Below are 23,018 nucleotides of genomic sequence, written 5' to 3' on the forward strand. Positions count from 1 at the left end.
AACGAGTGCTGGTAGCAGATGTGTATGAAAAAGCCAGTGATCATTCATCTGAGTTGACGCTCGTCGCTGGGGTGGCGACACTACGTGACTGGCACCGAAGTCGGTTCGAGGCAACGGAGGTTGGATGTGGCCACGTCACAGGTGACTGCGGGGGCAGTGCGAAGGTGTCAGGCAACCGCAATCCGCCCCTCGGTGATTCCCGACCTCGCAGGCGTATGCACCCTGGATGGACTGGCCGAGCGCCTGACGCTGCTCAGACAGGACGCCGGAAGCCCCTCCTACACGACGATCACCCGGCGGATCGGTGCAGCCAGAGCTGCCCGCGGTGTGCCGGCGGAAGAGCGTGCCCCGGGCCGGATCACGGTGTACGACTGTTTCCGTACGGGGCGACGGCGCATGGACGTGGAGTTGTTGTCGGACATCGTGCAGGCGCTGGGTGCGGACCCCGGCCCGTGGCGCCGCGCCCACCGCGCGGCATCCGGCCCCGCTCTCCCCCTGCCCTCCACGGTGCGGCGCCGCTGAAAAAGCCGACCGCACCCGACATGGGGGACCTGCACGTGTGGCGCGGCCGAGGACGTCACTGCGTGGATCGCCTTGGCACGGTGCCGCGCCCACTGCATCGCCCCGGTGCTCCAGAGCCCAGGACTGCCGGAACTTCCGGCGTTCGCACCAGAGAGCCTGCGCCCATACCTGCACGGCTGGAGTACGTACGCGCCAAGCGAGCATGACGGTGCTCCGCTCCGGTCTGAACAGCGGCCACTGTTCCCATGGGAGAGACGGCATGGCGGTCCGCGCGTCGGTGCCGAGAAAATCCAGGGGAGCGGACGCCCGCACGGTGCTACGGTCGGGCGTCATGAGCTGGCTGCCCCATGACTTCGTCCACCCCGTCCGGGTACCACTGCCGGACGGCGGCCATCACCTGCGGCCGATCCGTGAGGCGGACACACCTCTCGACTATCCGGCCGTCATGGGCTCGCGCGAGCGGCTGTGGACCATCTTCGGCCCGGCCTGGGGGTGGCCCGTGGCCACCATGACCTACGAGGCCGACCAGGCCGACCTGTTGCGGCACGAGAAGGAGATCACCGCACACCAGTCCTTCAACTACGCGCTGTTCGACGCGGGGGAGACGGCCCTGTTCGGCTGCGTCTACATCGATCCGCCGGAGAAGGCCGGCGCGGACGGCGAGATCTCGTGGTGGGTGGTGGACGAGCTGGTGGGCAGCAAGGTCGAGCAGGCTCTGGACGCGCTGGTGCCACAGTGGATCGCCGCCGACTGGCCGTTCCAGCAGCCACGCTTCATCGGCCGGGAGATCTCCTGGTCGGACTGGCTCGCGCTGCCGGCGCACCCCGACGCTTGAGAATCCATCGTCGTACCGCTCAGGCGAGTCCCTGATCGAACGGGAGCCGGAGTTCCCGTGCAGCGTCACCGCCCCCCGGGCCCCACCGCGCCGGCGATCCGCACGGATCGGGGCGTGAACTCCTGCCGTGCCGGCACCTGCCGCCCAGGACCGCGTTCTGTTACGCCATGGGTGGGTTCGCTCCTTGCCTCGGGTATGCACCGGTCGTAGCCGCCGTCCGTGTTGCGGGCGCGCAGGGCGCAAGTGGCGAACCGCGGGTCGTCGGCCGGCTCGGGGCGTCCGGCGAAGGTGCGGAACTCGCGGCAGGTGCGGTTGTTGTGCGGCAGGATGCACATCCAGCCGTCGGCGGTGTGCTGGACCCGGCGGGCGGGCTGAGCGAGCGCGGCGCGCCGTAGCGGCCGTCGGGGTCGAAGACCGCCTCGCTCAGGTGCTCGACCAGGTTGAAGGCCATCATCACATCGGCCATCGGCACCTCGATGTGCTGCCCTCGCCGCCGTTCGACCGGTGGACCGGGGCGCCGAGCACCGCCTGGACGATCGTCAGACCGCCGATCTTGTCGGCCAGCAGGGTGGGCACGAAGTGCGGTCCGTCCGCCACCGAGGGCAAGGTCACTACCGCCGGGGCCGACCCCTGCGCAGCCGCTGCATGCAACTTTCCGGCTCGCTGTGCACTATGACACCGGAACCACCCCTTCACTGTGCAACTGGGCACTCCACACGATGCGTTGGCAGGCCAGGATTGGTGATACCTGAAGTGACCACTGACGGCTGGCCCACTGGGGTCGACTGCTGTCGGCAACGAGGATGGGGGATCGTGATGACGAAGAGGCTTCGTCGGATACTGATGGTGGCGGGTGCTGCTGCTGCGGCATTCGTGGCACAGGCTGTGCCGGCGCAGGCGGCTATTTCTGATGGAATGTATAAAAACCTTCGGGTTGTGGCCAGCGGTGCGCCGTGCTTCGCACCTCAGTCAGGTTCCTGGGGGGCGACCGTTCGGGCAGTCCCGTGCAACGGCAGCTCCTCCAATTGGCAGGCCATACCCATCAGCGGTACCGACTCCCGGGGCGGGGCCTGGTACGTCTTCGAATGGCTCCCCAACTCCGGGTGTCTGGTCCCCAACTGGACGACTGTCGGGTCTCCGGTCGTCGTCTCCGGGCCGTGCGGCAACGTAACCGGTGGCGACTACGCGTGGTACGGGTGGCCGGAAGGCAGCGCCTACGAGCTCGTCAACGGCGGTAACACCAACCTGGTACTGGACATGGACGTCAGCACCGGTCGCCTCCAGGTGTGGACCGCGAACTACGGCAACAACCAGAAGTGGTTCGTGTCCTGACAGCTCCGTAACGACCTTGGGCCCGCGGTCTCTCCGGCCGGAAGGAGCGTGCCGCGGGCCGGTGGCGCAGACGGCCTTGAGGCGCGCTTGGGCGGTGAGGTCTGGTAGAGCGGCGCGGTGGTGTCGGGCAGCTCGCCGTCCGTGATTGCCGCGGTGCCGGTGCCCCTCGTGCATCAACCCCGGCTCCGTGCGCTGTCTCTGCTGCCCAGCTCAGCACTGGTTGACCGGACCGGCACGGTTGCCTCTCCCAGCGAAGAGCGCGATCCACGACGGTGTCGAGGGCCGGATCCGGTGCGCCCAGCGCGTCGCCGAGGGCGGTGGCGCATCGCCAAACCGGCCGCAGCCGTGGCCGCGGCGGCTCCGGCCAAGGCGAGCGCGTCGTGATGACGTGAGGCCCATGGCTGCGGGGCGCGCGATGCCGCCCGTTCGCCGAAGCGGCCGTGCGCGCCGAAGTCCCTCCCGTCGATGCCGTCCAGCGGCTGCCAGAGATTGTCGCGGCTGCCGGGCGGCCTCGGCTCGTCAGTCATCTGCGAGTCGTAGCCGGTTCGGGCCAGGTAGCGGTCGAGCAGGCCGGGCGCGACGGCGTTCGCCAGCAGTGTGCCCACGGTGCTCGCGCCGACCCAGTACTCACGCCTGCGCGGACGGCCGGCGGCGTACACGACGGCACGGGCGGCGAGTTCGGGTTGGTAGATCGGTGGAACGGGCTGTGGACGGTACGGCATCCGGCTCAACGACCAGTCGAACTGGGGGGTGTTGAGGGCCGGCAGCTGGACCATGGTGACCGCCACCCCGCTGCGGTGGTGCAGGAGTTCGCAGCGCACTGCCTCGTTCCAGCCTTGGATCGCGTGCTTGGCGCCGCAGTAGGCGGACTGCAGGGGGATGCCGCGGTAGGCGAGCGCCGAGCCGACCTGTACGACGACGCCGTGATCGCGCGGCAGCATCCGGCGCAGGGCTGCCTGCGTGCCGTACACGTAACCGAGGTAGCAGACCTCGGTGACCCGGCGGAACTCGTCCGGCTCGATGTCGGTGAACTCCGCGAACACCGTGGCGAAGGCGTCGTTGACCCAGACGTCGATCGGGCCGAGTTCACGTTCGACCCGTGCTGCCACGTCCTCCACGGCGCGGGGATCGGCCACGTCCGCCTCCAGCGGCAGCGCGGTTCCGCCGGCGCGGCGTATCTCGTCGGCTGCGGCGTCCAGCCCGTTTCGGCCCCGTGCCACGAGCGCCACGCGGTCGCCCCGTGCGGCGAACGCTCGGGCTGTGGCCCGGCCGACGCCCCCGCTGGCTCCGGTGACCACGACGACCCGTGGGCTGTGCGACCCATGACCGGACCGTTGGAACATGGCTGCGGCCTCCGTTTCTCGTCCCTGAACGGGTCTGACGAGCGGTGCGCACCCTTGTGGCGGGACCGCCGGAACAGGGACAGTCGTGCACTTGCGGAGTAACCCCCAGGTGCGTCCGAAAACCTCCCGCAGCCGGCCGAGGTCACACCTGCACGATGGTGCCGGCCAGGGCCGATGCACCTGCCGACACAGGTGCATGTCGGCCTGGGGCGCGTGGTTCCTGGACGTCAGAGCCCGGTCCGGCCCGCGGTCGGTGAGGCCGGGGGACGCGGCCAGGCGGCGTTCCGCGCGGACTGCGGCGTCGGCGACGTTGTGATGGCCCATGAGCACGCAGTGTGTGCAGGTGGCGCCGAAACGAGCAGACGACCGCGCAGCGCGTTCGGTGCCGGATCCGTTGCATGGTGCACGCCCTGGCCCTGGCGGGCGACTCGTCCCGACCCGCACACGTCCTGTCGGGTCACGCGAGGTCGTTCAAGTGGTGTCGTGCCCTGTCGAGGGAGCGCCGGCAGCGGCTCAGGTCCTTCCACGGGTTTTCGTGCTTGTCCAGGCGTTCGGGGAGGGTGCGCAGGGTCCAGCGCCGTGGGCCCAGCTCCGGGTCGTCGAGTTCCGTCCACGCCAGCGGGGTGGCGACCGGGGCGTGCGGGCGGGCGCGGACGGCGTAGGGGGCGACCGAAGTCTGGGCGTAGGCGTTGCGCTGGGTGTCCAGGTAGAGGCGGCCCCGGCGTTTGTTCTTGCGGACTTCGGTCGTCAGGCGGTCGCTGTGACGCGCCGCGAGCAGGTCGGCGACGCGCCGGGCGAAGTGCCGAGCGGTGTCGAAGTCCGTGCGCCGGTCGAGCGGCACCAGGAGGTGCAGGCCGCGTGATCCCGTCGTCATCAGCGCGGGGCGCAGCCCCAGCTCGGTCAGCAGGTCGCCCAGCCGGCGCGCGCCCCACCGGACGCTCTCGAAGCCGTCGCGTGCGCTGTCAGGCGGGTCGAGGTCGAAGACCAGCCGGTCGGGGCAGTCCAGGCAGTCCGCGGGGCTCAGCCAGGGATGCGGGGTGATACACGCCTGGTTGGCAAGGTAGACAAGGGTGGCCGTGTCGTCACAGACGGCCATGGTGAGATGGCCACCCTCCTTGGGCACGCGCACCGTGCGGATCCAGTCGGGGAAGTAGTCGGGAACGTCCTTGTGGTAGAACGAATTTCCCTCGTAACCGTCCGGATAGCGCTCCATCACCAGCGGGCGGCCCCTGAGGTGGCTCAGCATCAGGGGCGCGATGCCGCGGTAGTAGTCGATCAGCTCGGCCTTGGTGATGCCGTCGTCCGGGAACAGCTCCTTGTCCGGGTTCGACAGCGGCACAGTGCGGCTGCCGACCCGTATCTCCTCCCGGGTCCTCGTCCTGGTATTCATGAGGCCTTCCTCGGGTTGTCTCCGGGCCGGTTCCGCGAGAGCGATGCGGAGACGGACATCCTCATGCACCCCTTCCGCCGGGTGAACTGGTGGTCACCTCTTCCGAGTGCCCGACGGACCGGACACCATGCGGCGCGTAGGACTCGGTGACAGTGCGCTACACGGCCATGACGACGAGCAGCACCGCCATCCCGACGGCGAGCCAGGCGACGTAGTCACCGAGGTGTCCCGAGTGCAGTCGGCGCAGGGGCACGATCACGCGCCGTCCCACGCCGTCACAGACGGCCGTGGCCCGGCCCACCGCCGGTGACCGCAGCGCGGGCCCCCAGACGGCGGCCATGGCGAGAAGCACAGCCAGGACGGTCGAGGCAAGCGCGAGGAGCACGCCTTCGGCGCTCCAGCCGACGTCCGGCACCGGCGTGGACGGCGCGACGGTGTGGCCGTGGATCGCCGCCGTCGTATAGGCGGTGCGGTCGGTGAACTGCCGGGCGGCATGCGCGAGGGCGGCGCCGAGGCCGGGGAGCAGCCCGACGGCGAGCGCGGCGGCGAGCAGTACGGCGGGCACGACGAGCATGGGGACGGGAACCCGGCGTTGCGGATCGCGGATCTCCGGTTCCTCACCGCCGCCGGTGGTCTCCGTACCGGCGTACTGGTCGCGCGGCCGGGGCCCGGCGCCGGCGAAGATCCGGGTGGCGGCCCGCAGCACGGCTCCGCCGGTGAGCGCCGAGACCAGCACGAACACCGCGGGCAGCCAAGGGAATTCGTCCTCGCCTGCATGCTCGGCGACAGCTTTGCCGAGGGCTGTCCCGAACGGTGGCAGACCGGCGAGCCCGAGACCGCCCACGGCGAACAGCGCGCCGACGAACGGCAGATCGCGGCCGCGCCGGTACAGCCCGTGCTCGTCGACGGAGCCGTACCGGTCCAGCAGGACACCGGTCGTGGCGAACAGCGCCGCCTTGACCCCGGCGTGGGCGGCGACGTACAGCGCGGTGCCGGCCGTCGCGGCGGGGGTGAGCAGTGCCGTCCCGGCGAGGAAGAGGCCGACGTGCCCGACGGTGGAGAAGGCGAGCAGCCGCTTGAGGTGGCGCTGCTGCCAGCACATCACGGCCCCCACCAGTGCCGTCAGCACCCCGGCGGCCACGAACACGGCGCGCAGGTGCGCGTGCGTGATGCCGTGCGGTCCGGAGAAGACGACCCAGTAGACGCGTGCGGTGCCGTAGACGCCGAGTTCCACCATGACGCCGGAGAGCAGCATGCACACCGGGGTCGGCGCGACGGAATGGGCGTCCGGAAGCCAGAAGTGCAGGGGCACCACCGCCGCCTTGACCAGCAGGCCGGTGACGATCAGCACGAAGGCCGCGGACAGCAGGACATCGGGGCGGTGCCGGGCGAGTTGCACACCGATCTGCGCGAGACCGAGCTCACCGGTGCGGGCGTAGACCAGCCCGATGCCGAGCAACGAGCAGTATGCGCCCAGAGAGTTGACGACACCGAAGACCAGGGCACCCTGCACCGGCCGTGGGTCTTCGATGCGATAGCCCGTCAGGGCGTAGGCGACCGCGCCCATCAGCTCGAAGAAGACGAACGCGTCGAACAGGTCACCGGTCAGCGCGAAGCCGACCATGCCCGCCTCGAACAGGAGGATGAGTGCGGGGAAGGTGCCCGCGTGCGCCTCGGGCGGCTCGTCGAAGTAACGCCAGGAGTAGACGACGACCGCGAGGACGAGCGCGCCGGTGAGCAGTGCGAGACCGACGCCGATCCGGTCGCCGACGAGAACGATGCCGACGCTCTCACCGCGCACCGGGGACCAGCCGCCCAGCCACGAGACGCTGTGCCCGTCGCCGGTACGCAGCCACAGCCAGGCGAGGCAGCCGACCTCCAGCACCGCCCAGACGGTGACCAGCGCATCGATGGCCGGCCGCGGCAGCCACCGACCGACGACCACCAGGACCACGGCGCCCAGCAGCGGTACGGCGATCGCGAGCGGCAGCAGATCGGTGGTAGGCACCATGCCCGGCCCGCTAGCCCTTCAGCCCGGTCAGGGCGTCCGGGTCGACCGTGCCGTGACGCTTGCGGATCTGGATGGCGAGCGCGAGCAGCAGCGCCGTCACCGTGGCTCCCACCACGACGTCGGTGAGCGCGAGCGCCTGCACGACCGGGTCGACGGTGCGGGTGCGCAGCGGGGTGTCGGTGAAGTAGGGCGCGATGCCGCCGCGCCGGTACCCGACGGTGAGCAGCAGCACGTACGTCGACGACTGGGTCACCGCGAGACAGCCGACGGCGTGGATGATGTCGCGGCTGGTGACCATGCCGTACACGCCGGCGAGGAAGATCCATCCGGCGGCGAGGAAGGGCAGCATCGTCATGTGCCGCCTCCCGAGCCCGAGTTCCGCGCCGGTCTCACCTCGACGGCCTGGTCGAGGAAGGAGGCGAGCAGGACGATGATGCCCGAGCCGACCTCGACGCCGACCGCCGCGTTCAGCAACGGCACCAGGCCGCCGGAGGAGAGCTGGCCGAAGGTGCCGAGCGGCAGCACGTTCTGGAGGTAGGCCCCGCCGGCGATCAGCCCGGCGAACCCCAGAGCCACGAAGGCGCCCGCGCCGAGCGCGTCGGCCAGGTCGAGCACGGCCAGCGGGCGGATGCGTTTGAGCACGCGGTAGTCGGCGGCCACATACGCCATGTGCAGCCCGGTGGCGAGAATGACACCGCCCTGGAATCCTCCGCCCGGCGACAACTGGCCGTGCGCCACGATGTACACGCCGGTCAGGAGCGTGATCGGCACCATCACCAGGCCCAGCAGCCGGGTGCTGGGCAGGACTCGCCCTGCCTGCGGCGGGCCGACGCGCTCGTCGCGGGCACGGCGCAGCAGTACGAGCGTCCCGAGTACCGAGGCGAACAGGATCGACTCCTCTCCGAGGGTGTCCAGGGCGCGCTGGTCGAAGTTGACCGAGGAGACCACGTTGGCGGTGCGCTGCCGCAGGGACGTGGCCACCGCGCGGGTGCCGTAAGGGTGCACCGCCGTCCCGAAGTGCGGCAGTCCGGTGCAGGCGAGCGTGTACACCGCGGCGAAGACGACGGCAGTGGCCCAGAACAGCCGGATGCGCGCGCTACGACTCATCGCCGCCCTCCTGCCCGCGCTCGTCCCCGTCGTGGCGCGAAGCCGTCGAGCGGCGCACCTTGCGGACCGTCAGCAGGATGAGCAGCGGGGTGACCGCCGTACCGACGGCCAACTGGGAGAGGGCCACATCGGGTGCCTGGAGAAAGGTGAACAGGACGGTGAGGCACAGACCGAGGACGGCCAGTAGGACAGCCTGCCGCACCGGGTCGCGAGCCAGCGCCGCGGCTGTGGCGCTCGCCGCGACCAGCAGCAGCGCGCCGGCGATCAGATACTCCTGGACAACGGCGGTGCTCACTCCGGGGAGTCCCTTCGCAGCAGGTGTTCGTGCTGGGCCGTCGCCCTGCCGATCGCCATCGTCGTGACCGTCCCGCCGACCGCCACGACCACCGCGACGACGACCAGCTTGACGGCGGCGCGCCCGGGGCCGTTCTCGACTGCCAGGGCGAGCGCGACGAGCGGAGTGCCGACGGTGGAGGCGGGGGTGAGGGCATGCAGTCTCTGGTACGGCCGGGGGAGGGCCACCAGGCCGACGGCGGACAGTACCAGCGCACCGGTACCGGCGATGAGCAGGACGAGTGCGCACACATGACGGGCAGCCATGTCACGGGTTCCCATGAGTCCGGGCACCGGGGGCCTCGATCGACCGGCCGCCGAGGAAACGGGAGAAGACCAGCGTTCCGGTGGGTCCCAGCACGGCGAGGACGAGGCCGAGGTCGGCGAAGGAACTACGGCCGAACCCCTGAGCCGTCAGCAGCAGAACTGCGGTGACGACGGAGGTCGCCAGGCTGAGACCCGCGAGCCTCTCGACCGCCGAGTCCCGGCCGGCGGCCCAGACGCACGGCGGCATACCCAGGGTCAGCATGACTGCGATCGCGAGCAGCCAGGCGTTCACCGGCGCATCCCCTCGGTGAGCAGATCCTCCAGACTCGTACGGTCATCGGAGAGAAAGTGGGCGACGGCTGTCTGCGAGGCTCGCCCCGTCCTCCGTGGTTCGCGTACGTGTACGTCGACGACGTATGCGCCGGGGGTGGACGACAGCAGAGCGCAGGCCCACGCGGCACCCGTTCCGGGGGAAAGCGTCATCATCTTCAGGCTCCCTTGCGAGGAACGGCCGCCGAGGGCACGCGTGGTGGCCCGGCACAGTCTGCTCAGGTCGGTGAGGACCGCGCCGGGCCACGCGAGCGTGGCCGCCCCCCATCGCCGGGTGCCGCCCAACCGGGCACCGGACGCGGTGTGGACGGCCCGTGCGGCGACCGCCGCGATCAGCGATCCGCCCGCGACGACGACGAGTTCGAGGGGCGAGACGGTGCTGATGAACAGGACGTTGACGACGACCAGCACCGCCCACCAGGCCAGTACCTCGCCGAGTGCCGCCGGTGCCTTGCGCATCACCCCTCCTCACCCACAGCCGTCGTGGACCAGCAACGTGTACCGTGCGCCGCCACCGCCATGCCCTGCGCACGCCGGGGAGAGCGACCCCTCGGGCCGAGCATCACCGCGATGGAGCATCGTGTGCGGACGCGGGTACCCACGCCATCGGATGTCGGCTGTGGCAGGCGTGGTCCCGTCGGTGGGCGGCATGGACGCGCCCACCGACGGGACTCCTCGTGCCGCGATCGTCCTCCGCGAGCGGGCCGCCTTGTGGAACCGGGTGTGTCTACCAGTAGTGGCGTCGGCCGCCGACGGCGTGGCCGACGGACCCGAGGAGGAACAGGATGACGCCGACGACGAGCAGGATGATTCCGATCGTCCACAGGATGCCGATGTTCAGGACGAACCCGACGATGAGCAGGATGACGCCGAGTGCGATCATGGCGCTCTTCTTTCTCTCCGGCTGGTGTGTTTCTCAGGTGGTGAGCAGGCGGTTGAAGAAAGAGCGGTAGTGCCGCAGGGCCATACGCAGGGCTTCGGTGTCGGCCTGCCCGCCCCGGCTCCACTGTTCTTCGAGTGTCTTCTTGTGCTCGTCGAACGTTGTGGCGAGCGTCTGCATGAGGTCGGCGACCAGGCTGTCCGCGGCTTGCACCGCGTCACGGGGATCGTCGACGAAGGTGGTCTGGATCTTCTCCCAGCGATTGCGGAAGTCGTCCTCGGCCTCGGCCGTCAACAATTGCGGCATCTCGTCCGCGTCCCCGGTCCGTACCTTCGCCGCATCGGCGGCCGCGGGGGCTTTCGTCTCGCGGAACGTGGTGTCGTCGGACGCGTCCGCCCCTTTGGCATCCTCGCCCTCGCCCGGGTAGACCGGGGGAGTCGGGGCGGTGCTCGGGGCTGCGTCGGTCTCGCGGGGCTGGGCGAGGTCTTCGGTGGACAGTCCGCTGTCGGTGGTGTGCGGTGTGTCGTCGCGTTGCATAACTGCTCCGTGTCCGTCGGTCCCGGCTGTCGGGATGTCACGCCGGGACGTGGCGGGTCTGGCCGCCGTCGGAGAGAAGTTCGTCGAACAGTGCCCGGTAGTGGACCATGGCGCTGCGCAGCTGTTCGGTGGTGGCCTTGTGGCCTTCGCTGAGCGTGTCGATCTCGTGGGCGGCCCTGTAGTGCTCGAGGGTGCGGCTGTGTTCCACGGAAAGATCCTTGAGCTGCTGGTCGTAGCCTTCGGTGGGGTAGCCGCGTTCCTGCATGACGGAGGTGACCAGTCGGTCCGCGTCGTGCACGGCGTCCTCCGGCCGGTCCACGAACTCGTGCTGCACGTGGTCCCAGTCCCGTGTGTAGCGCTCGCGGAGACGGTCGGGCAGGGGCTTGATGTCGAGTTTGTCGTGTCGCTTCTCGCGCGCGCTGAGCTCGCGCTCGGCGGCGAGCCTGCTGTCGGCGGCGTCGACCGTCCGTTCGTACTCGGGGCCGTAGCGCTTCTGCAGGGCCCGGTGCCGCATGAAGAGAGCCAGGCCCACGGCGATCAGCACGACGACCACCGCGACGGGAATGACGATGGCCAGAAGTGTGCCGGTGGACATCGGGCCACCTCCTTCCGGATAATTCAATATTTTTCCGAGTTCCCGTTCTGTGTGAATTACTCCTTTTCGCGGAAAGGCGTACGCGTCCCGTCAACCGGTTCGGTACGGGGCTGCTCGCTCGCCGGCGATGCTCAGGCCCAGTCCGGGTGCCTGTGTCTGGCCGACGCCGAGGGAGCCGCCGTCGGCGTCCAAGGTGCCGTCGAAGAGCAGCCGCTCGATCCTGACGTGGTCGTGGAACCATTCCAGATGACGCAGATTGGGCACCGCGGCCGCAGCGTGCACGTGTGCGTGCGGGGCGCAGTGGCCCGAGATCTCCAGGCCGTGGCTCTGGGCCAGAGCCGCGACCCGTAGCCAGACCGTGATGCCGCCGCACCGGGTGACGTCGGCCTGGAGGCAGTCGACGGCGCGGGCGGCGAGCATGTGCCGGAAGTACGACAGCGTGTAGCCGTACTCTCCGGCCGTGACGTCGGGAGTGACCTGGGCGCGGACGGCGGCCAGGGCATCGGGATGGTCGGAGGAGACAGGTTCCTCGAACCACACGACTCCTTCGTCGGCGAGGCCCGCGGCCACACGGACCGCCTGCTTCATGCCGTAGCCGCCGTTGGCGTCCACGTACAGCCCGGTCTTCGGGCCGACGACGGCGCGCGCCTGGGTGACGCGGCGCAGGTCCCGGTCCTCGCATCGGCCCCACGACTCCCCGATCTTGATCTTGACGCGCGGTATGCCCTCCGTCTCCACCCAGTCGCGCAACTGCCGCTCCAGACGGCTGTCGCCGTAGGTGGTGAAGCCGCCGCTGCCGTAGACGGGCACATCGTCGCGGGCCGCTCCGAGGAGCTGGACCAGAGGAAGACCGAGCACACGTGCCTTGGCGTCCCACAGGGCGATGTCGACGGCGGAGAGGGCCTGTGCCGCGACACCGGGCAGACCCGCGTTGCGTACGGCGCGGGCCATGGCCTCGTTCGCGCGGGGCACGTCGAGAACGGAGATGCCGGTGACGACGTCCGCGAGCAGGCCGTCGATGACGCGGGCCGCGGCGGGTGGGGCGTACGTGTAGCCGAGGCCGGTGACCGTCCCGCAGTGGACCGTGGCCAGGACCAGGGTGGTGCTGTCCCAGGCGAGGGTGCCGTCCGCCTCGGGCGTGTCGGTGGGGACGGTGTAGACCTCGCCGGCCAGGCGTTCCACCGGCCGGGCGACCGTCACCGGTGGCCTCCGGGCAGGAACTCCTGAACCTTGGCCCTGAAGCCCTGCCGGATCATGGCGGCCCGGTCGCTGTCGCCCTTGAGGACGGATGCCGCGGCTGCTTCGATCTGGTCGAGCGTGGCGTGCGGCGGGATCGGTGGTACGGCGGGGTCGGTCACGAAGTCGAGCACACAGGGGCGGTCGGCCGCGAGGGCGGCCTCCCAGGCACCCGTCACACCGTCGGGCTTTTCGACCCGCATGCCGGCCAGGCCGAGCGAGCGGGCGAAATCGGCGTACCCGACGTCGGGGATCGACTGCGAGGGCAGGAACTGCGGGGCGCCCTCCATCGCGCGCATCTCCCAGGTCACCTGGTTGAGGTCCCGGTTGTTGAAGACGGCGACGATCAGTCGCGGATCGGCCCAGTCCCGCCAGTACTTGGCGACGGTGATCAGCTCGGCCATGCCGTTCATCTGCATCGCCCCGTCACCGACCAGGGCGATCGCCGGCCGGTCGCCGTGCGCGAACTTCGCGCCGATGGCGTACGGCACGCCGGGCCCCATGGTGGCCAGCGTCCCCGACAGCGAACCGCGCATCGCGCCGCGCAGCCTCAGGTGCCGGGCGTACCAGTTGGCCGCCGAGCCCGAGTCGGAGGACAGGATGACGTCGTCCGGGAGCAGTCCGCTGAGCGCGTGGGTGACATACTCCGGGTTGACGGGGTCGGCCTCGACGGCGGCCCGTCGCTCCATCACCTCCCACCAGCGTGCCACGTTGTCCTCGATCGTCTTCTGCCACGCCCGGTCCTCGGTCTGCTCCAGCAGCGGCAGCAGCCTGCGCAGCGTGCGTGCGGCGTCGCCGACGAGGTTGACCTCGAACGGGTAGCGCAGCCCGACCATGTGCGGGTCGATGTCGATCTGTACGGCCCGTGCCTGGCCGAACTCCGGCAGGAACTGCGTGTAGGGGAAGGACGAACCGATCACGAGCAGTGTGTCGCAGTCGCGCATCATCTCGTACGACGGCCGGGTGCCCAGCAGCCCGATGGCGCCGGTGACGTAGGGCAGGTCGTCGTCCAGGGCGTCCTTGCCCAGCAGGGCCTTGGCGACCCCGGCGCCGAGCCGCTCGGCGACCTCCGTGACCTCCGTTCGCGCGCCGCGCGCGCCCTGGCCGATCAAAACCGCCGTCTTCCCATCCGAGTTGAGTACATCGGCGGCACGTCGCAGGTCCTCGTCGTCCGGCACCGCCGTGGAGTGCGGCATGCCGAGGCTGGAGGGGACCATCTTGAAGGCGTGCTCGGGCGGCGAGTAGTCCAGTTCCTGGACGTCGGCGGGGACGATCAGGGCCGTCACCGAGCGGCGCGCCAGCGCCGTGCGCAGCGCGCGGTCGAGGACGTTCGGGAGCTGCTCGGGGACGGTGACCATCTCGCAGAAGTCCGAGGCGACGTCCTTGTACAGGCTGATGAGGTCGACTTCCTGCTGGTACGAGCCGCCCATGGCGCTGCGGTTGGTCTGCCCGACGATCGCGACCACGGGCACGTGGTCGAGCTTGGCGTCGTACAGGCCGTTGAGGAGGTGGATGGCGCCGGGGCCGGAGGTCGCGGCGCAGACACCGACCCGGCCGGAGAACTTGGCGTATCCCACGGCCTCGAAAGCGGACATCTCCTCGTGGCGGGACTGGACGAAGCGGGGGTTGTTCTCGGCTCGCCCCCAGGCGGCGAGGAGACCGTTGATCCCGTCGCCGGGATAGGCGAAGACATGCTCCACGTCCCACTCGCGCAGGCGCTGGAGGATGTAGTCGGAGACATTCGTCGACATGGTTCGCGATCCTTTCCGGCGGGGGTGCGGTTACGGTGACCGGCGGCGCAGCGTTCGTACGGCGAGCGGACCGGCCGTCGCGAGGAGTACGGCGGTGCCGGCCGCTGTCGCCCAACGGGCTCCGGCGGACGGTGGCTCGGGGCGGGCGGCCAGGCGTTCGGGTTGCTCGGCGGGCAGGTTGCCGGCGAGACCGAGAGCCAGCGCCTCGGCCAGGTGCAGGGCCCGGCGCCCGGCGCCGCCCTGCTCGATCTGGGTGCGGCAACTGAACCCGTCGGCGAGCACGAGGGCGCTGGGCGCAGCCGCGCGGACGGCCGGCAGGACCCCCAGCTCGCCTATCGCCAGGGACACGTCGTGATGGCCCCGTTCGAAGCCGAAGTTGCCGGCCAGGCCGCAGCAGCCCTCGTCCAGGACATCGGCGTCCAGGCCGGCGCGGCGCATCAGCTCACGATCGGCGTCGAACTTCATGACCGCGTGCTGGTGGCAGTGGATCTGCACGGTCGCCTGCCTGGCCAGCCGGGGCGGACGCCATGTGGCGGGCGCGTGCTCGACCAGTTGCTCGGCGAAGGTGCGCGTCTGCTTCGCCAGCCGCCGCACGTCCTCGTCGCCGGGGAGCAGTTCGGGGGCGTCGGAGCGGAACACGGCCGTGCAGGACGGCTCCAGGCCGATGACGGGGGTTCCCGCGTCGAGATAGGGACGCAGTGCCCGCGTGGTGCGGTGCAACGCCCGCTGGGCCGTGGCGAGTTGGCCGGTGGAGATCCACGTCAGCCCGCAGCACAGGGGTGCGTCGGGTACGGCGACGCGGAATCCGGCGTCTTCGAGAAGCCGTGCCGCGGAGATGGCCACCGACGGATGGAAGTGGTTGCTGAAGGTGTCCGGCCACAGGAGTACCGTCGCCGGATCGGCCGGGTCCGGCCGCTGCCCGCCGTTCTCCTGCCACCAGCGCACGAACGACCGCTCGGCGAAGAGCGGAGCCGTCCTGTCCGGTTCGACACCGGCGAGCCACCGTCCGGCCCGGCCGAGGCCCGGGGCGTCCAGCACATCGTTCGCCAACCACGGTACGTGAGAGGCAAGTTGGGCCCACAGCGGCAGCCAGCCCAGCGAGTAGTGGGCGGCGGGGCGGAGCCGGCCGGCGTAGTGGTGGGAGAGGAACTCCGCCTTGTACGTGGCCATGTCCACGCCGGTCGGGCAGTCGGACTTGCATCCCTTGCAGGCCAGGCACAGGTCCAGGGCGTCGCGCACCTCGGTCGAGTGCCACCCGTCGGTGACCGCGGAGTCCGGGTGCCCGTCGAGCATCTCGAACAGCAGCCGCGCCCGGCCCCGGGTGGAGTGCTCCTCCTCCCGGGTGGCCCGGTAGGAGGGACACATCACGCCGCCACGCCGGCTGCGGCAGTTGCCGATGCCCACACAGCGCAGCACCGCCCGGGTGAAGGAGTGGTCGTCGTCGGGGTACCCGAAGCGGGTCTCCGGGTCGGCGGGACGCCAGTCGGCGCCGAGACGCAGCCTGCTGTCGACGGGATTCGGGTCGACGACCTTGCCCGGATTCATCCGGTCGTCCGGGTCGAACAGGGACTTCAGCTCGCCGAAGGCGGTCACCAGCCGTCGGCCGAACATCCGGGTCAGCAGCTCACCACGGGCCTGACCGTCGCCGTGTTCACCCGACAGCGAGCCGCCGTAGGAAGCGACGAGATCGGCGGCCCGCTCCACGAACCGGCGGAAGTCCGCAACGCCCTGCGCGGTCCGCAGCCCGAACGGGATGCGGGTGTGCACACAACCTTGCCCGAAGTGGCCGTACAGGGAGGGGTCGTCGTAGTCGAACTCGTCGAACAGGCGCTTCAGGTCCCGCAGATAGTCACCCAGCCGTTCCGGCGGTACGGCCGAGTCCTCCCAGCCCTCCCAGGTCTCCCGGTCGTCCGGTGGGCGTGCCGTCACCCCGAGGCCGGCCTCCCGGGCCCTGAGCATCTTCTGCTCGCGCGAGGGTTGGTCGGAGAAGGCGACCGAGGGGTCCCGCTCGGCGCGGCCGATCGCTTGCAGCAGGGCGTGGGCCTGTTCGTCCACGTCCTCCTGGCTGTCCCCGGAGAACTGCGTGAGCAGCCAGCTGTCGCCCTCGGGGAGCGCGGCGAGCGAGTCGAGATAGGCGTGCTCCTCGCGCATCAGCTGGGCCATCCGGCCGTCCAGAGCCTCCAGTTGGGCGGGGGCACAGTGCTCCAGCAGATGAGGCACGTCATCCGCGGCCCGGCAGATGTCGGCGTACCCGAGCACGAGCAGCGACTGGCAGGGGGGCACCGGGACGAGACCGAGTTCGGCGTGCAGGACGGTCACCAGGGTGCCTTCGCTACCCACCAGGGTCCGTGCGACGTCGAAGCCGTTCTCCGGGAGCAACGAGTCGAGGTTGTAGCCGGAGACCCGGCGCGGGATCTTCGGGTAGCCGCGCCGGATGTCGGCCAGGTAGGTACCGGCGATCCGGTCCAGGCCGTCGTAGATCTCCGCCCGCCGTCCGCCCTCCGCGGCGATCCGCGCGCGCTCGGCCCGGCCGGTGGGTCCCACCCACATGCGCAGCCCGTCGTAGGTCATGACCTCCAGTCGGCGTACGTTGTCGGCCGTCTTGCCGTAGGCCTGCGCGGAGGCGCCGCACGAGTTGTTGCCGATCATGCCGCCCAGGGCACAGTGGCTGTGCGTCGAGGGCTTCGGGCCGAACTGCAGCCGGTGATCGGCGAGTCGGCGGTTGAGTTCGTCGAGGACGATTCCCGGCTCGACGACACAGGTACGGGCCTCGGGGTCGACGGCGACGAGGTGGTCGCAGTACTTGGTCCAGTCGATCACGACGGCCGTGTTGGTGCTCTGCCCGGCCAGGCTGGTGCCTCCGCCGCGCGACAGCACCGGCGCGTCGAACCGGGCGCAGATCTCCACCGTGTGGGCTGCCGCCTCGACCGACCGGGGGACGACCACGCCGAGGGGTACCTGCCGGTAGTTGGAGCCGTCGGTGGCGTAGGCCCCCCGGCTCCCGGCATCGAACCGGACCTCGGCGTCGGCCTCGGCGCGCAGGGCCGCGGCCAGGGCGTCGAGGGTGGCGCCACGGATGTGTTCAGTCATGATCGTATTCCCCCTGGGGGCCGTGGACTGTCCGGCGCGGGCCGCGCGCTCGCGTGGCGATCCGGGCGCCCACGCCGGCGTGCGGCCGAGCCGGCGCCGCCTTCCAGCAGCTCCCCGGGGTGGGAGCGCCTCGGTCCGAAGTCGTCGTTCCCGTAGATCACCAGAACGTCCGCCTTCCGGGCTCGGCCTGGCGGCGCGGCCAGGACGGGCACGGCGCGCTCGGCGGCCGGCACCGGCGGCTCGGCGTGCTCGGGGTCGTACGTGTTGATCATGTCGGTCACGACGAGTGTGTTGCCGTCGTTCTCCGTGCCTGCTGTCCGGCCGCTCTCTTGCCGTTCAGGCACAACAGGTACTGGCCGCATCCGAGCACCGGACCGGGACCGGCGGTCTGCGACGGTTCGAACCCGTCGCCGCCCGGCACCGATCCCAGCTGCTGGAGCTGCTGCGCGTCGAGCTTGGCGGGACGGCGTGACGCCTTCTGCGAAGGCATGATGGTCTGCCGGTCACAGGGACCGGGTGTCGGTCGCCGGAGGGTCGGACTTCTCGTCGTTCTTCCCCTCGTCTCCCTCGGCCTTGGCCCGAACGTTCCGTGGGGTCGGAGTCACGATCTTCCGTTCCTCCGCGGACCGCTCTCGTGTCTTTTCGTCGGGCTGGGTGGCGCCCCTGCGGTTGCGGTTGGCTTTCATGGCAACGTCCTCTCCTTCTGTTCCAGGCGGCGGGTCGGTGTCCATCCCGCGAGTACCCGGGTACTCGGAAGCCGTAACGGCCTGTGCAGGGCTCAGGGCCAGGAGGAGAAGGGACGACAGGCCATGGCGGGAACGACTGCCGGGGCACTCGGCCGGGATCATGACGCGACGCCGTACCTGCCGGGACGGCGTGCGGGACTGCCCGGGCTGCGGAAAGCGGCCGCGCTGTGCCGGGGCTGTCCGCTGTACCGAGACGCGACCCAGACCGTGTTCGGCGAGGGCGACACGACCGCGCGTGTCCTGCTCATCGGTGAGCAGCCCGGGGATCAGGAGGACCGTCGGGGCCGGCCGTTCGTCGGCCCCGCGGGCAAGGTGCTGAGACGCGCCCTCGCGGATGCGGGTATCGATCCGGAGGGGGTCTACGTCACCAACGCGGTCAAACACTTCAAGTTCACCCTTCCCGAGGGTCGTAAACGCCGGATCCACAAAGCCCCGACACTCCGTGAGATGGCCGCCTGCCGGCCCTGGCTGAGGGCCGAGCTGAGAGTCGTGGCACCGGAGGTGGTCGTCGCGCTCGGCGGCACGGCAGGCAAAGCCCTGCTGGGCTCAGCCTTCCGGGTGACCGAGCAACGCGGCGCGGTGCTGCCCTGGCCCGGCCTCGACGGGAATGGCGGAGACGGCGACGGGGCGGACGGAGCCGAGCAGGGCATCAGCGGGCTGGTGGCGACGATCCATCCGTCCGCCGTGCTGCGCGCCGACGACGCCGACCGCACGCGGGTCTACGACGGCCTCGTCGAAGATCTGCGCATCGTGTCCCGCCTCCTGGCCGACGGTGACGGAACCGATCGGCGCGCTGAGGGCCGCAGGAGGTGACCATGCCGGAGTTGCCCGAGGTCGAGGGCTTCCGTGACGTGCTGAACGGCTGTGGCCGGGGCAGGTGCGTGCGGCGGGTCGACGTGCACGACACGGACGTACTGCGCGGGGTCGGCGTGCGGCGCCTGCGGCGGGAGGTGGAGGGGCGGCGGCTCGGCCGACCGTGGCGGCACGGGAAGTTGCTGATCGTCCCCGTCGGGGACGGCCAGGCCCTCGTCTGGCACTTCGGTATGACCGGCGAGCTGGTGTGCGCCCGCGGGGACGATCCGCCGGCCGCCCATGACCGGGTCGTTCTGACCTTCGCCGACGATCGGCAGTTGCGCTACCGCGACCAGCGCAAACTCCAGGGCATACGGCTGGCCCCGAATGAGCGTGCCCTGCGGCGACTGCTGGACCGCCTCGGCCCCGACGCCCTCGAAATCAGCCGCTCCGACTTCCTGGACCTGCTCGCCGCGCGGCGGGGCGCCGTCAAAACCGTGCTCATGGACCAGTCCCTCATCGCCGGGCTCGGCAATCTGCTCAGCGACGAGATCCTGTGGCGCGCCCATGTGGCCCCCGGGCGCCCACCGCGGGGGCTCGACGACACCGAGGCGCGCCAGGTGTTCACGGCTATGCGCCGCGTACTCGCCACCGCGACACGTGCCGGTCGCGTACCACCGCGCCGAACCTGGCTCACCGGCCATCGCGACGACGGCGAACCGGTGTGCCCCCGCTGCGGAGAACGACTGCGTTCACAGCGTGTCGCCGGCCGGCGCACCGTGTGGTGCACGCACTGCCAGCACTGATCGAGTCCCCGCACTAGCCGGACGGCTCCTCGGGTACGGGATGGTCCGGATGGACCCCGGTGCGCCGTGGGGCGCCGCGCGGCCCCGCGCCGGCCTCGTCCACGTCGGGGACGTCGCCCGTGTCCTCCCGTTCCCCTGCACCCTTCCGCTCCTGCGTGCGGCGGTCGGCCGTGTGCGGTTCCCATCGGTCGTCTCCGTGCCCGGCCTGCTGGTCGGGAAGATCCCTGGGGATGGGATGCGGGCCGCTGCGCTGCGGGCGTCGTTTCATCGGTGTCTCTCCTCGTCGGATGCTGAGATGCGTCACGACGCCCGAGCGTGTCCGCGCCTGCCGGTGTGCGACAGCGCCTCGACAAGCTCCTCGCGGCTCATGGAGGAGCGGCCCTTGACGTCGGCTTCGGCCGCCAGGTCGTACAGCTGTGCCTTGGTGAGCGAGTCGAGCGAAGATTTCGTCCCTGGACGTGTCCGGCGGTCGGCGGTCGCCTTCTTCGACGCGCTGCGCGTCCTCCCCGACATCCGGCCGTTCCGTGACGTGGCGCGGTCCACGCTGGCTCGCAGTGCGTCCATGAGGTCGATGACGTTCGTGGCTTCGGCCGGCTGCTCGGCCTTCTCCACGCTCGCGCCCTTCTTCTTGGCCTCGACCAGTTCCCGTACCTTCTCGTGATAGGTGTCGTGGAAGTCGGTCGGGTCCCAGTCCATGCCCAGCGAGTCGATCAGCTGCTCGGCCATCCGCAACTCGCGGTCTGCGGGCCGGACCCGCTGCGGAAGATCGTCGATCTCCGCGTGCGGATCCCTGATCTCGTCCGCCCAGTGCAGGGTGTGCAGGGTCAGGATTCCGCCTTCGGACTTCACCGCGACCAGGTACTCCCGGTTCCGCATGACGAAGGTGGCGATCCCCGCCTTGTCCGCACGCTCCAGAGCCTTCTGCAGGACGGCGTACACCTTCTCGTACTGCTCGCCCTTGGGCCCCATGTAGTACGTCCTGTCGAAGAAGACCGGCTCGACGTCCGCGAGGTCGACGAAACCGGTGATCTCCAGCTCCCGGGAGCGGCCCGGGGCGATCTCGTCCAGTTCGCCGGGCTCCAGGATCACGTACTCGTCTCCGGCGTCCAGGCCCTTGACGATCTCGTCCGGTGGTACTTCCTCGCCGGTGCGCTCGTTCACGCGCTTGTTGCGCACCCGGTCGGACGTGCCCCGCTGAAGCTGACGGAACCGGATGGTGTGGCTGTCGGTAGCCGCGAACAACTGGACCGGCAGGGACACCAGCCCGAAGGAGAGGACTCCGTTCCACACAGCGCGTGCCATGTCGCGGCCACCTCCGTGGGACCGACGGACTTGCTGGGAGTGCGAGTACCCAGCGCGGTGCTGCCTACCCCTCGCCTCACGTCCCGCCCGGCCGTACGGACTCCGTGGCCACGTCCCGCGGGCTGCCCGTGCGTTCCAGGAGCAGCCGCTGTTCGCAGGCGCCGTTGCCCCGGCCGAGCAGCCGGGCCACCGTGTGTTCGGCGCGGGGCGCGTCACCGTTCTCGGCGAGGGTGTCGCCGATGTGGTCGAGCGGCGAGCGCACCACGTCCGCGGCGGGCCGGGGCCGCATGGTCGCCGGGTCGAGCAGGTACTCGTCCAGGCCCGCGTGGGCGGCCTGCCAGGAGCCCAGCCGCAGCAGGCTGACACTGTGGTCGAGCGGTGGCTCGCCCGCCCGCCAGTCGCGAGCCGCCGTCTCCACCAGGGCACGTCGCAGAGCGCCGACGCGCACGGCCGACCTCATCCGTGCGTGGTACCGCCTCCTTGCGGCAGGGTGTGATCCCTCGCCGAGGACCCGGTGGCTGTCAGTGCTGTCTCGAGCGCGGTGCGTAGACAGTCCGCCGGCGGCTCACAGGCCGCCCAGGCCACCAGGTGTTCTGTGACCGTGCGAAGTTCTATGCCGGTGTGCCGGGCGATCGCGGTGAGAACGTGGATGCCCTGGCCCGGGCGGAGCCCGCCCATCGCGATGACCACACCGACAGCCTGGTCGATGACAGAGTGTGAAGCGACGCTCTCTTGTCGCTGCCAGAGTCGAGGTGTGCCCGTGCCGGTCAGCCCAACGCCGCTCGGAGCGCGGGAAGGAGCGTCCCTTTCGACCAGTCCAGGAACTGCGGCTGAGAGTCACCGCCGATCTGTACCAGGGCGACCTCGGTGAAACCGGCTCCTGCGTAGGGGAGTACGGCTTGGACGAAGTCGTCCGGGTTGTCGCCGCATGGAATGGATTCCGCGACGTCGTCCGTGGTCACAAATGCGGTCGCCGAGGTGAAGGAGTCCGGGTGCGGCAACTCGGAATTCACTTTCCAGCCCAGACCGAACCAGCGGAACTGTTCGTGCGCGCGACTGGTGGCCGTTTCGTGGTCGGGGTCGTAGCTGACCGGAAGCTGCCCCACACGCGGTTTGCCGGCACCACCGTGCCGATCGAACGCCTCCAGAAGCCCCTTCTTGGGCTCCGTCGCTATGACCAGGTCGGCGAGACGGCCCGCGAGCGCGCACGACTGGTCGCCCGAGACGGCGATTCCGATCGGCGGAGGCGTCTCGGGAAGGTCCCACAGACGCGCCGAGTCAACTCGGAAATGAGCGCCGTGACGTGTCACATGTCCGCCGCGGAACAACGCGCGGATGATCGAGACTGCTTCCTCCAGCATTTCATGCCGCACGTCGACCGAGGGCCAACCAGAGCCCACCACGTGCTCGTTGAGATTCTCGCCGGCCCCCAGACCGAGCCGGAACCTGCCCTCGGACAGCAGTTGAAGAGTGGCGGCCTTCTGCGCCACGACCGCCGGGTGATATCGAATGGTCGGACAGGTCACATACGTCATCAAAGGAATGCGTGAGGTGGCCTGGGCCGCGGCTCCGAGTACGCTCCAAGCGTAGGAGGAGTGTCCTTGCGACGGCAACCACGGAAAATAGTGGTCAGATATGACCGAGAAATCGAAACCCGCCGATTCTGCCTGCACAAGATGGTCCACGAGGTCACGTGGACCGGCCTGCTCGCTCATCATCGTGTATCCGATTCGCGTCATGATTCAGCGAGTACCAGGACCGATGGACACGAAACACCGATCGATCCTCTCGGACTTCATGTGCCTCTGGACGC

Annotated in this window: 26 protein-coding genes and 1 pseudogene; 5 read left to right on the forward strand and 22 right to left on the reverse strand. The window is 70.2% G+C overall.

What is annotated here, in order from left to right:
• Positions 1 to 192: 192 nt before the first annotated feature.
• Entirely contained in the window at positions 193 to 522 is a 330-nt protein-coding gene (locus tag BIV23_RS08480) for a hypothetical protein (protein WP_177239781.1), read from the forward strand.
• Positions 523 to 853: 331 nt separating this feature from the next.
• A complete protein-coding gene (locus tag BIV23_RS08485; protein WP_071380135.1) occupies positions 854 to 1,357 on the forward strand; it encodes a GNAT family N-acetyltransferase in 504 nt (167 codons plus the stop codon).
• Positions 1,358 to 1,422: 65 nt separating this feature from the next.
• On the opposite strand, the pseudogene BIV23_RS53895 reads toward BIV23_RS08485, so the two are convergent.
• Both BIV23_RS53895 and BIV23_RS50190 read right to left on the reverse strand, forming a co-directional pair.
• A pseudogene (locus tag BIV23_RS53895) lies at positions 1,423 to 1,737 on the reverse strand (CoA transferase); the annotation flags it as partial.
• A 73-nt stretch (positions 1,738 to 1,810) separates the two neighbouring features.
• Positions 1,811 to 1,954 carry a hypothetical protein gene (locus BIV23_RS50190; protein ID WP_177239783.1) on the reverse strand — a complete coding sequence of 48 codons (144 nt, stop codon included), beginning with the start codon at positions 1,952 to 1,954 and terminating at the stop codon, positions 1,811 to 1,813.
• Positions 1,955 to 2,173: 219 nt separating this feature from the next.
• Here BIV23_RS50190 and BIV23_RS08490 point away from each other — a divergent pair, with 219 nt between their 5' ends.
• Positions 2,174 to 2,689, forward strand: coding sequence for an RICIN domain-containing protein (locus BIV23_RS08490; RefSeq protein WP_143079059.1), 516 nt, complete (start codon positions 2,174 to 2,176; stop codon positions 2,687 to 2,689).
• Positions 2,690 to 2,862: 173 nt separating this feature from the next.
• Here the strand turns inward: BIV23_RS08490 and BIV23_RS08495 are convergent, their stop codons facing one another.
• The 15 genes from BIV23_RS08495 to BIV23_RS08560 form a co-directional block, all read right to left on the reverse strand.
• The gene (locus BIV23_RS08495) at positions 2,863 to 4,032 is read right to left on the reverse strand and encodes an SDR family oxidoreductase (RefSeq protein WP_079173027.1); all 1,170 of its coding nucleotides are present in this window, start codon (positions 4,030 to 4,032) and stop codon (positions 2,863 to 2,865) included.
• A gap of 457 nt (positions 4,033 to 4,489) precedes the next feature.
• Positions 4,490 to 5,422: a non-homologous end-joining DNA ligase gene (gene ligD / locus BIV23_RS08500; RefSeq protein ID WP_071380137.1), complete on the reverse strand. Its 933-nt coding sequence runs from the start codon at positions 5,420 to 5,422 to the stop codon at positions 4,490 to 4,492.
• A 157-nt stretch (positions 5,423 to 5,579) separates the two neighbouring features.
• Complete coding sequence (locus BIV23_RS08505; RefSeq protein WP_071380138.1) at positions 5,580 to 7,433, reverse strand: complex I subunit 5 family protein; 1,854 nt, start codon at positions 7,431 to 7,433, stop codon at positions 5,580 to 5,582.
• A gap of 10 nt (positions 7,434 to 7,443) precedes the next feature.
• Positions 7,444 to 7,788, reverse strand: a complete 345-nt coding sequence (locus tag BIV23_RS08510) for a sodium:proton antiporter (protein ID WP_071380139.1) — start codon at positions 7,786 to 7,788, stop codon at positions 7,444 to 7,446.
• A complete protein-coding gene (locus BIV23_RS08515) occupies positions 7,785 to 8,540 on the reverse strand; it encodes an MnhB domain-containing protein (RefSeq protein ID WP_071380140.1) in 756 nt (251 codons plus the stop codon). The genes BIV23_RS08510 and BIV23_RS08515 overlap by 4 nt, the downstream gene beginning before the upstream one ends.
• Positions 8,530 to 8,835: a Na(+)/H(+) antiporter subunit B gene (locus BIV23_RS08520; protein ID WP_071380141.1), complete on the reverse strand. Its 306-nt coding sequence runs from the start codon at positions 8,833 to 8,835 to the stop codon at positions 8,530 to 8,532. Before BIV23_RS08520 ends, BIV23_RS08515 begins: the two co-directional genes overlap by 11 nt.
• A complete protein-coding gene (locus BIV23_RS08525) occupies positions 8,832 to 9,140 on the reverse strand; it encodes a cation:proton antiporter (protein ID WP_177239785.1) in 309 nt (102 codons plus the stop codon). The genes BIV23_RS08520 and BIV23_RS08525 overlap by 4 nt, the downstream gene beginning before the upstream one ends.
• A gap of 1 nt (position 9,141) precedes the next feature.
• Positions 9,142 to 9,432, reverse strand: a complete 291-nt coding sequence (locus BIV23_RS08530) for an MrpF/PhaF family protein (protein WP_071380143.1) — start codon at positions 9,430 to 9,432, stop codon at positions 9,142 to 9,144.
• Positions 9,429 to 9,929, reverse strand: a complete 501-nt coding sequence (locus tag BIV23_RS08535; protein WP_071380144.1) for a hypothetical protein — start codon at positions 9,927 to 9,929, stop codon at positions 9,429 to 9,431. Before BIV23_RS08535 ends, BIV23_RS08530 begins: the two co-directional genes overlap by 4 nt.
• Before the next feature lie 268 nt (positions 9,930 to 10,197).
• The gene (locus BIV23_RS50195; protein WP_177239786.1) at positions 10,198 to 10,353 is read right to left on the reverse strand and encodes a DUF6131 family protein; all 156 of its coding nucleotides are present in this window, start codon (positions 10,351 to 10,353) and stop codon (positions 10,198 to 10,200) included.
• 33 nt (positions 10,354 to 10,386) lie between these two features.
• Positions 10,387 to 10,887 carry a hypothetical protein gene (locus tag BIV23_RS08540; RefSeq protein ID WP_071380145.1) on the reverse strand — a complete coding sequence of 167 codons (501 nt, stop codon included), beginning with the start codon at positions 10,885 to 10,887 and terminating at the stop codon, positions 10,387 to 10,389.
• A 37-nt stretch (positions 10,888 to 10,924) separates the two neighbouring features.
• On the reverse strand, positions 10,925 to 11,482 hold the full coding sequence (locus BIV23_RS08545) for a hypothetical protein (protein ID WP_071380146.1): 558 nt from the start codon (positions 11,480 to 11,482) through the stop codon (positions 10,925 to 10,927).
• A gap of 90 nt (positions 11,483 to 11,572) precedes the next feature.
• Entirely contained in the window at positions 11,573 to 12,682 is a 1,110-nt protein-coding gene (locus BIV23_RS08550) for an enolase C-terminal domain-like protein (protein WP_177239788.1), read from the reverse strand.
• The gene (locus tag BIV23_RS08555) at positions 12,679 to 14,469 is read right to left on the reverse strand and encodes a thiamine pyrophosphate-requiring protein (RefSeq protein WP_071380147.1); all 1,791 of its coding nucleotides are present in this window, start codon (positions 14,467 to 14,469) and stop codon (positions 12,679 to 12,681) included. Before BIV23_RS08555 ends, BIV23_RS08550 begins: the two co-directional genes overlap by 4 nt.
• A gap of 30 nt (positions 14,470 to 14,499) precedes the next feature.
• Positions 14,500 to 17,559 (reverse strand): FAD-binding and (Fe-S)-binding domain-containing protein, encoded by a 3,060-nt coding sequence (locus BIV23_RS08560; protein ID WP_071380148.1) that lies wholly within the window; start codon positions 17,557 to 17,559, stop codon positions 14,500 to 14,502.
• An 809-nt stretch (positions 17,560 to 18,368) separates the two neighbouring features.
• Here BIV23_RS08560 and BIV23_RS08570 point away from each other — a divergent pair.
• Positions 18,369 to 19,118: a UdgX family uracil-DNA binding protein gene (locus BIV23_RS08570; RefSeq protein ID WP_071380150.1), complete on the forward strand. Its 750-nt coding sequence runs from the start codon at positions 18,369 to 18,371 to the stop codon at positions 19,116 to 19,118.
• A 2-nt stretch (positions 19,119 to 19,120) separates the two neighbouring features.
• On the forward strand, positions 19,121 to 19,903 hold the full coding sequence (locus BIV23_RS08575) for an Fpg/Nei family DNA glycosylase (RefSeq protein WP_071380151.1): 783 nt from the start codon (positions 19,121 to 19,123) through the stop codon (positions 19,901 to 19,903).
• A 13-nt stretch (positions 19,904 to 19,916) separates the two neighbouring features.
• Here the strand turns inward: BIV23_RS08575 and BIV23_RS08580 are convergent, their stop codons facing one another.
• The 5 genes from BIV23_RS08580 to BIV23_RS08595 all read right to left on the reverse strand — a co-directional run bounded on the left by BIV23_RS08580 (position 19,917) and on the right by BIV23_RS08595 (position 22,944).
• Positions 19,917 to 20,171: a hypothetical protein gene (locus BIV23_RS08580; RefSeq protein ID WP_071380152.1), complete on the reverse strand. Its 255-nt coding sequence runs from the start codon at positions 20,169 to 20,171 to the stop codon at positions 19,917 to 19,919.
• 32 nt (positions 20,172 to 20,203) lie between these two features.
• Positions 20,204 to 21,205: a non-homologous end joining protein Ku gene (gene ku / locus BIV23_RS08585; protein WP_071380153.1), complete on the reverse strand. Its 1,002-nt coding sequence runs from the start codon at positions 21,203 to 21,205 to the stop codon at positions 20,204 to 20,206.
• A gap of 76 nt (positions 21,206 to 21,281) precedes the next feature.
• Positions 21,282 to 21,665, reverse strand: coding sequence for a glutamate-cysteine ligase family protein (locus BIV23_RS08590; protein WP_071380154.1), 384 nt, complete (start codon positions 21,663 to 21,665; stop codon positions 21,282 to 21,284).
• Complete coding sequence (locus BIV23_RS53900; protein ID WP_079173028.1) at positions 21,662 to 22,021, reverse strand: ANTAR domain-containing protein; 360 nt, start codon at positions 22,019 to 22,021, stop codon at positions 21,662 to 21,664. Before BIV23_RS53900 ends, BIV23_RS08590 begins: the two co-directional genes overlap by 4 nt.
• Positions 21,973 to 22,944, reverse strand: coding sequence for an LLM class F420-dependent oxidoreductase (locus BIV23_RS08595; RefSeq protein WP_071380155.1), 972 nt, complete (start codon positions 22,942 to 22,944; stop codon positions 21,973 to 21,975). Before BIV23_RS08595 ends, BIV23_RS53900 begins: the two co-directional genes overlap by 49 nt.
• Between the last annotated feature and the right edge of the window lie 74 nt (positions 22,945 to 23,018).

Origin of the sequence: Streptomyces monashensis, from assembly GCF_001866665.1 — a bacterium.
Lineage (GTDB): Bacteria > Actinomycetota > Actinomycetes > Streptomycetales > Streptomycetaceae > Streptomyces > Streptomyces monashensis.

Bases quoted from the DNA above. Each gene is read 5' to 3' on its own strand.
- BIV23_RS08485 (WP_071380135.1), top strand. From the start codon at position 854: ATGAGCTGGCTGCCCCATGACTTCGTCCACCCCGTCCGGGTACCACTG.
- BIV23_RS08490 (WP_143079059.1), top strand. From the start codon at position 2,174: ATGACGAAGAGGCTTCGTCGGATACTGATGGTGGCGGGTGCTGCTGCT.
- BIV23_RS08495 (WP_079173027.1), bottom strand. From the start codon at position 4,032: ATGTTCCAACGGTCCGGTCATGGGTCGCACAGCCCACGGGTCGTCGTG.
- ligD (WP_071380137.1), bottom strand. From the start codon at position 5,422: ATGAATACCAGGACGAGGACCCGGGAGGAGATACGGGTCGGCAGCCGC.
- BIV23_RS08505 (WP_071380138.1), bottom strand. From the start codon at position 7,433: ATGGTGCCTACCACCGATCTGCTGCCGCTCGCGATCGCCGTACCGCTG.
- BIV23_RS08510 (WP_071380139.1), bottom strand. From the start codon at position 7,788: ATGACGATGCTGCCCTTCCTCGCCGCCGGATGGATCTTCCTCGCCGGC.
- BIV23_RS08515 (WP_071380140.1), bottom strand. From the start codon at position 8,540: ATGAGTCGTAGCGCGCGCATCCGGCTGTTCTGGGCCACTGCCGTCGTC.
- BIV23_RS08525 (WP_177239785.1), bottom strand. From the start codon at position 9,140: ATGGCTGCCCGTCATGTGTGCGCACTCGTCCTGCTCATCGCCGGTACC.
- BIV23_RS08535 (WP_071380144.1), bottom strand. From the start codon at position 9,929: ATGCGCAAGGCACCGGCGGCACTCGGCGAGGTACTGGCCTGGTGGGCG.
- BIV23_RS50195 (WP_177239786.1), bottom strand. From the start codon at position 10,353: ATGATCGCACTCGGCGTCATCCTGCTCATCGTCGGGTTCGTCCTGAAC.
- BIV23_RS08540 (WP_071380145.1), bottom strand. From the start codon at position 10,887: ATGCAACGCGACGACACACCGCACACCACCGACAGCGGACTGTCCACC.
- BIV23_RS08545 (WP_071380146.1), bottom strand. From the start codon at position 11,482: ATGTCCACCGGCACACTTCTGGCCATCGTCATTCCCGTCGCGGTGGTC.
- BIV23_RS08555 (WP_071380147.1), bottom strand. From the start codon at position 14,469: ATGTCGACGAATGTCTCCGACTACATCCTCCAGCGCCTGCGCGAGTGG.
- BIV23_RS08560 (WP_071380148.1), bottom strand. From the start codon at position 17,559: ATGACTGAACACATCCGTGGCGCCACCCTCGACGCCCTGGCCGCGGCC.
- BIV23_RS08570 (WP_071380150.1), top strand. From the start codon at position 18,369: ATGGCGGGAACGACTGCCGGGGCACTCGGCCGGGATCATGACGCGACG.
- BIV23_RS08575 (WP_071380151.1), top strand. From the start codon at position 19,121: ATGCCGGAGTTGCCCGAGGTCGAGGGCTTCCGTGACGTGCTGAACGGC.
- BIV23_RS08580 (WP_071380152.1), bottom strand. From the start codon at position 20,171: ATGAAACGACGCCCGCAGCGCAGCGGCCCGCATCCCATCCCCAGGGAT.
- ku (WP_071380153.1), bottom strand. From the start codon at position 21,205: ATGGCACGCGCTGTGTGGAACGGAGTCCTCTCCTTCGGGCTGGTGTCC.
- BIV23_RS08590 (WP_071380154.1), bottom strand. From the start codon at position 21,665: ATGAGGTCGGCCGTGCGCGTCGGCGCTCTGCGACGTGCCCTGGTGGAG.
- BIV23_RS08595 (WP_071380155.1), bottom strand. From the start codon at position 22,944: ATGACGCGAATCGGATACACGATGATGAGCGAGCAGGCCGGTCCACGT.